The sequence below is a fragment of the Mesorhizobium intechi genome (genome assembly GCF_002879535.1).
In the GTDB taxonomy this organism is placed as follows: Bacteria; Pseudomonadota; Alphaproteobacteria; order Rhizobiales; family Rhizobiaceae; genus Mesorhizobium; species Mesorhizobium intechi.
This window is the reverse complement of the sequence record NZ_PNOT02000390.1, coordinates 1-7,065: the sequence shown is the minus strand read 5'-3', so window position 1 is coordinate 7,065 and position 7,065 is coordinate 1. Positions and strand designations below refer to the sequence as shown.

The window sequence follows — 7,065 nt, the reverse complement described above, 5'->3', positions numbered from 1 at the left end:
GCTCTACCATGCCGAGAAGGCCAGGGGTGGCATGGCGCTGACCATGACCGCCGGTTCGGCGATCGTTTCGCGCGACAGTCCCGCGGCCTTCGGCAATCTGCATGTCTATGATGACCGCATCGTGCCGTGGCTGGCCGAACTCGCCGAGGCCTGCCACGAGCATGACTGCAAGGTGATGATCCAGATCACCCATCTTGGCCGCCGAACCGGCTGGAACAAGGCCGACTGGCTGCCGGTGCTCTCGGCCTCGCCGGTGCGCGAGCCGGCGCACCGCGCCTTCCCAAAAACCATCGAGGACTGGGATATCGAACGCATCGTTGCCGACTATGCGTCGGCCGCGCAGCGCTGTCAGGCCGCCGGCCTCGACGGCATCGAGTTCGAGGCCTATGGCCATTTGATGGATGGCTTCTGGTCGCCCGCCACCAACCATCGCGATGACGAGTATGGCGGCTCGCTGGACAATCGCCTGCGCTTCACCAACATGGTGCTGGATGCCGTGCGGGCGGCGGTCGGCGAAAACTTCGTCGTCGGCATCCGCATGGTCGCCGACGAGGATTTTCCGCAAGGCCTGTCGAAGGAGGAAGGCGTCGAGATCGCCAGGCGGCTGGCCGGCTCCGGCAAGGTCGATTTCCTCAACATCATCCGCGGTTCGATCGAGAGCGACGCGGCATTGACCAAGGTCATTCCGGTGACCGGCATGCGGTCTTCGCCGCATCTCGATTTTGCCGGCGAGGTAAGGGCGGCGACAAAGTTCCCGACCTTTCACGCGGCGCGCATCTCCGATGTCGCCACCGCGCGCCATGCGATCGCCACCGGCAAGCTCGACATGGTCGGCATGACCCGTGCGCATATCGCCGATCCGCACATCATCAGGAAGGTGATGGAGGGCCGCGAGCACGAGATCCGTCCCTGTGTCGGCGCCACCTATTGCCTCGACCGCATCTATGAAGGCGGCGAGGCGCTCTGCGTTCACAACGCGGCGACCGGCCGCGAGGCCGAGATTCCGCACATAATCGTCAAAACCGAACGGCCGAAGCGGAAAGTCGTCGTCGTCGGTGCCGGGGCCGGCGGACTGGAGGCGGCGCGTGTCGCGGCCGAGCGGGGCCACCAGGTCACGATCCTGGAGGCATCCTCGCAGGCCGGTGGCCAGGTCCGTCTGGCAACGCAGAATCCGCGCCGCAGGGAGCTGATCGGCATCATCGACTGGCGGCTGGCCGAACTCGATCGGCTCGGCGTCGAGATCCGCTATGACACCTGGGCGGAAAAGGACGATGTTCTTGCACTGGCACCTGATGTGGTGGTGGTCGCCACCGGCGGCCTGCCGCGGAACCCGCCGTTGACGGCCGGCGACAGTCTCGTCACGTCGAGTTGGGACATCATGGCCGGCAGCGTCAAGCCGGCCGAGAACGTGCTGCTCTTTGACGACAATGGCGGCCATCAGGGCATGGGGGCGGCCGAACTGATCGCCAACGGCGGTGCGAGGCTGGAGCTGGTTTCGCCCGAGCGCTTCTTTGCCCCCGAAATGGGCGGCATGAACCACGTGCCGTATATGCGCGTTTTCCAGGAGAAGGGCGTCACCATCACCATCAACACGCGCCTGCGCTCGGTGCGGCGCGAGGGCAACCAACTGGTCGCCGAACTCGCTTCGGACTTTGCCGACGGCTGGCGCGGGGAACGCAGGGTCGACCAGGTGGTGGTCGAGCACGGCACGGCGCCGCTCGACGATCTCTACCTCGGCCTGAAGCCGCTTTCGAAGAATCGCGGCGCGATCGACTATGAACGTCTGGTCGGCGGCGGCGATATTTTCCCGACACGCAACCCCGAGGCAGGCTTCGTGCTGTTGCGCATCGGCGATGCGGTCGCTTCTCGTAACATTCACGCCGCCATTTATGACGGCATCAGGTTCGGCTTGCGGTTCTGATGCAAGGCCCGCTCAGGCTGGCGCAATTTGTGCTGTTGGTGGCGCGCGGTCGGTCCTGCATACGAGAGCCCATGTATGCCTGGCCGGGCCGCGCGCCCGCACGTCATTGGCTCATTGCCGGGTAACGTGCGATCTCCGAGCTTTTTGGCGCGGCCGGTGCTCAGACCATCCTGGCGATCGCCATGCACAGCACCGTGACCACCAGCAGCCATGCAGCGATGCGTTCGCCCAAGGCCATTCGGGCGCGCAGTTGCGTTTCGATCTCCCCATTGGCGCCGGCAAGCCGCCGGCTGGGCGCCCTGACCATGGCGCCCAGCACGCCGGCGGCGGCGAAGGCGGCCAGGATACCCAGCGCCAGCACCATTTCCATCGAGCCGAAATATGCGCCATGGAAGAAATACCACAGCAGAGCCCCGGTCAGGAAAACCATACCGGCCGCGCCCATTTGCGGCTGGATGAAGCGTTCCGCCTTGATCTCTGGATCGCGGGCAAGCGTGATGGTGGTGCCAGCCCAGAACACGCCTGCCATGACGTGAAGACCGATGACGACGATGTAGACATATTGCATGACGGCTCTCCTCTCTCTCTCTCTCTCGTACGCGACATCTAATAATTAGATATCGAACGTTTCGATGTCAATGTATAATGCGGGAGTCAGTTCCATCTGGGAAAAACACCGTCTAATGTCCGGCAATGACGCCTTTTGAACGCCCGCCAATCGGCATGAATCTCGGCCGCACCGCCAAGCTTGTCGCCCAGGCCTTCGACGCCGCTTTGGTCGAAGCGGGCGGCACCTTGCCGGTCTGGCTGACGCTGCTGTCGGTCAAATCGAGCGAACTCGCCAATCAGCGCGAACTTGCCGGCATGATCGGCATCCAGGGCGCGACGCTGACCCACCATCTCAATGCGATGGAAGCACAGGGCCTGTTGACGCGCCGCCGCGATCCCGTCAACCGCCGGGTCCATCTGGTCGAATTGACGGAAGCGGGAGAAGCACTGTTCGAGAGGTTGCGACAGGCCGCGCTTGCCTTCGACAAGCGGCTTCGCACGGGGCTGCCAGACGAGCGCCTGGCGGAGTTTGCGCAGGTGCTGGCGGCGCTGCGCGACAATGTCGTAAGCTAGGAATGCCGAACCATCGGCTCAGTTGTCATAGTTCGGGATCGCTCCGAAGGCGTAATGGCGCAGCTTCAGCGCGGTGATCAGGTCGGTAAGCTTCGTCTTGCCGTCAAAACCGTCCTGGAACATCTCGTCATGCATCAAGAGGATCAGCCTGCGCGGTTTGGCGAAGTGGCCATAGCCGAACAGGTGATCGATCTCGCTGACCAGATGGTCGACGCTCTGTACGGGCTCGCCGCTGTCCTTGTGCACCCACTCGTGGTCCCAGCCATAGAGATAGAAGCCGGAAGCGGCGACGAACTCGTAGTCGGGATCCTCGCGCCCGGCTTGCGCCGGGCCGAGCGAGTTGTCGTCCTTTGACATAGAGGGCAGCCGGAACACATCGCGCCCCGGCAGTCGTGCATGCACCGCGGGCTTCAGGCCCAGCACGGCATTCGCCATGAGCATGTCGGCAACCACCCCTTCAGTATCGCCATAGAAGTGCCGGTAGTGATTGTAGGCGTGGCTGTAGCTGTGGTTGCCGATCGTCACCAGCGGCATCGCCTTGGCGCGCCGCACCAGCGCCTTGTTGGACGCAGTGGCCTCGGCATGCATGCCGACCATGAAAAGTGTTGCCGAAACCCGCTCTGCCTGAAGCACGTCCAGGATGTTGCTGGTGCCGTTCAACGGGCCGTCGTCGAAGGTGAGGTAGATGGTGCGATCCGCCCCATGGGCGGGCAGCGCGGACATCAGAACGGCTGCCAGGACCAACCGAAAGAATGTCATTGGCTTCAGCGATCCTGTTGCACTTGCGACAGGCCGCCATTTCAGCGGCTGGTTGTCAAGCCGGGCGCTACGACAGGCTGCCCTGCAAGACCCTCAGCTTGGCCTTCTTCGGCATGCGCGCGGTCAGCCATTCCAGCGCCTTGTCCTGCGGCATCGGGAAGGCGATGGAATAGCCCTGTACCTGGTCGCAGCCGATCGCCATCAGCGAGTCGAGTTCGGCCTCGGTTTCAGCGCCCTCGGCGACGATGGAGATGCCAAGGCCGCGGGCAAGCTCCGTGATGGCGCGCACGATCTTCGAGTTGTCGCCGTTCTCGTGGATGTTCTGGACGAAGCGGCGGTCGATTTTGAGGCGGTCGATCTCATTGGGATTGACGTGGCTGAGCGACGCATAGCCGGTGCCGAAATCATCGAGCTCCAGGTGGACGCCGGCGGCCCTGATGTGACGCAGTTTCGCCGCGATTCCTGTCTTCTCATCGTCGAGAATGACGGATTCGACGATTTCCAGCGACAGTTTCTGCGGCGGCAGTCCGGCCTTTTCCAGCGTCTCGAACAGGAAGGCATCGAAATCGTGCTCGCGCAGCTCGGTGCCCGAGACATTGACGGCAAGCCGGCCGAAGGCAATCCCGGCGCGGTTCCATTCGGCGGCTTCGTTAATCGCCTTGCTGATGACGATGCGGCCGATCTCCGGCATGAAGCCGCATTTCTCGGCGACCGGAATGAATTCGCCCGGCGAAATCATGCCGCGCTCGTGATGGTTCCATCGCACCAGGGCCTCGATGCCGCTGATCGTGCCGTCGGTCAAGGAGACCTGCGGCTGGAAATAGACCTGGAATGCCCGCTCGGAGATGGCGACCTTGATGTCGTGTTCGAGCTGCTTGCGGTAGTCGAGCTCGCGGCGCAACTCCTCCGAGAAGAACGAAAAGTTGCCGCCACCCATTTTCTTGGCGGAGTAAAGCGCCAGATCGGCATGGACAAGCAGGTCCTGTGCGTTGTCGGCGTCGACCGGATAGACGGCGATGCCGCCGCTGGCGCCCGGAAGAATGGTGGTGCCCTGGAAGACGATCGGCTCGTTGATGTGCGCCAGGATACGTCGCGCGAGCGTGTTGATGTCTTCGGTGCTGCCCGCGCCGTTGAGGATCATCACGAATTCGTCGCCACCGAGCCGCGCGCACAGATCCGACGCCCGGCAGGAATCGCGCATGCGCTGGGCCGTGACGACCAGGACATAGTCGCCGGCGGCGTGGCCGAGCGTATCGTTGATCTGCTTGAAGCGGTCTAGGTCGATCTGGACCACCGCCAGCCGTTCGCGCCGGCGATGCGCGCCCTTGATCAGAGTGTCGAAATGATCGGTCAGGAAGGTTCGGTTGTGCAGCCCGGTCAGGCCGTCATGAACCGCGATGAAGGCCATCGAATTGCGCGCATCGACCAGCTCACGCGTCTTGCGCAGGATGGCGTTCGACATCGGCCTGAAGATGAAAAGCGCCACCAGCAGGATGACGCCGAGTGTGGCGTAGAACAAGGTGCGGTGCAGGGCGAGCAGCTTTTCCGAACGCTCGTCGGCATCGGCACTGATGCGCTGTCCGAGCGCGGCATAGCCCGACAAGGTGGCGTTGGCGACCGAGGCATCGAGGTTGACGCGTTCGGCTCCGCCTTTGTAGCCGTCATTGTCGAGACTGAGTTGCGATTCAAAGGCCGAGATCAGACGGTCGCCATTGGCAATCAGCCCAACCGAGAAATAGTCGAGATGGAAGGGTTTGGCGAAAAGCACGCTCTCGATCGACTTCCCATCGAACTTGGCCGGCGATTGCGGATCCGCGCCGGTCTGCTTGAGCAGCAGATCGTAATTGGTCTCGAACTCGGCGGTGGCCTGCTTCAGTGCGCTGACTAATGCCGGCCTCTTGTCGCGCGAGGCGGCACCCGTTGCACCGGCCAGGAAGACGATGCGCTGCGATAAGGTCTTCTGCGTGCCGACAATGTCGAGCAAGGTGTTGTTGTGCTGCTGCGTGGCCATCGTCTGCTGCAGCAAGACGAAGGAGGCCGCCACCATGGCGGCAATGATCAGCAGCGCCAGCCAATAGCCGGCCTTGATCAGCAATATGAGCTTGCCTGAAACGGTTTGCACCGGCTGCTGCGACATGTTCGGGGGCGGTCCTCTCGCCAACGGATTCCTGTATGACAACCATTGAACCGCAAACGTTAACAGGACTGGAAACCGACCGCCTGACGACAAGGGGAAGGCGCGGAAAGATCGCGAAATGGTTATCGGCTCCTTTCGCCGCCGGCCCGCATTTGAACATTGGTTGGCGCAAGTGTTCCCGACGGGTGGCCTGGGCCATGCCCGTGCGTCGCGTCCGATGCTGCCCGGCCACCCCATCCGGTCGCTTTTGCGATGGATTTTTTGCGCGGGCGGGACGACAGTCTGGCCACGTCAAACGAGGCCCGATCATGACTGCAGCATTTCTCTCCCATATCGACAGCGAGCTTGCCGGGCTCAAATCGGCCGGCCTCTACAAGTCCGAGCGGGTGATTTCCTCGATGCAGTCGGCGCAGATCGAGGTCGGTGGCGAGAAGGTGCTGAACTTCTGCGCCAACAACTATCTCGGCCTCGCCGACAGCGTCGACCTGCGACAGGCGGCCGCGCAGGCTCTGGACCGCTATGGCTACGGCATGGCGTCGGTGCGCTTCATCTGCGGCACGCAGGAGGAACACAAGGAGCTCGAAGCGACGATCTCATCCTTCCTTGGCCTGGAAGACACCATCCTCTATGGCTCCTGCTTCGACGCCAATGGCGGCTTGTTCGAGACGCTGCTTGGCGAGGAAGACGCGATCATCTCGGATGCGCTGAACCATGCCTCGATCATCGATGGCGTCCGGTTGTCGAAGGCCAAGCGTTTCCGTTACGCCAACAACGACATGGCCGATCTCGAGGCGCGGCTGCGGGAAGCCAGGGATTGCCGCTTCCGGCTGATCGCCACCGACGGCGTGTTTTCGATGGATGGCATCATCGCCAACCTCAAGGGCGTCTGCGACCTTGCCGACAAATACGATGCCATGGTCATGGTCGACGACAGCCATGCGGTCGGCTTCGTCGGCAAAAACGGCCGCGGCTCGGCCGAGCATTGCGGCGTCGAGGGCAGGGTCGACATCATCACCGGCACGCTCGGCAAGGCGCTCGGCGGCGCTTCCGGCGGCTACACCTCAGGCAAGAGGCAAGTGGTCGACTGGCTGCGCCAGCGCTCGCGACCCTATCTGTTCTCCAACAC

6 protein-coding genes are annotated in these 7,065 nt (G+C 63.0%); 3 read left to right on the top strand and 3 right to left on the bottom strand.

Annotated features, from left to right (window positions below):
• Window positions 1–1,921 (top strand): oxidoreductase (locus C1D09_RS32630; RefSeq protein ID WP_143978030.1); only part of this gene is annotated, 1,921 nt, incomplete at its 5' end.
• A 160-nt stretch (window positions 1,922–2,081) separates the two neighbouring features.
• Here the strand turns inward: C1D09_RS32630 and C1D09_RS32625 are convergent.
• On the bottom strand, window positions 2,082–2,489 hold the full coding sequence (locus tag C1D09_RS32625; RefSeq protein WP_143978029.1) for a hypothetical protein: 408 nt from the start codon (window positions 2,487–2,489) through the stop codon (window positions 2,082–2,084).
• A 125-nt stretch (window positions 2,490–2,614) separates the two neighbouring features.
• On the opposite strand from C1D09_RS32625, the gene C1D09_RS32620 reads away from it, so the two are divergent.
• The gene (locus tag C1D09_RS32620) at window positions 2,615–3,043 is read left to right on the top strand and encodes a MarR family winged helix-turn-helix transcriptional regulator (protein ID WP_143978028.1); all 429 of its coding nucleotides are present in this window, start codon (window positions 2,615–2,617) and stop codon (window positions 3,041–3,043) included.
• 18 nt (window positions 3,044–3,061) lie between these two features.
• Here the strand turns inward: C1D09_RS32620 and C1D09_RS32615 are convergent, their stop codons facing one another.
• Entirely contained in the window at window positions 3,062–3,766 is a 705-nt protein-coding gene (locus C1D09_RS32615) for a polysaccharide deacetylase family protein (RefSeq protein WP_246135970.1), read from the bottom strand.
• A gap of 103 nt (window positions 3,767–3,869) precedes the next feature.
• The gene (locus C1D09_RS32610; protein WP_143978026.1) at window positions 3,870–5,939 is read right to left on the bottom strand and encodes a putative bifunctional diguanylate cyclase/phosphodiesterase; all 2,070 of its coding nucleotides are present in this window, start codon (window positions 5,937–5,939) and stop codon (window positions 3,870–3,872) included.
• A 308-nt stretch (window positions 5,940–6,247) separates the two neighbouring features.
• On the opposite strand from C1D09_RS32610, the gene C1D09_RS32605 reads away from it, so the two are divergent.
• On the top strand, window positions 6,248–7,065 hold an 818-nt coding region (locus C1D09_RS32605), incomplete at its 3' end, for a glycine C-acetyltransferase (protein WP_143978025.1).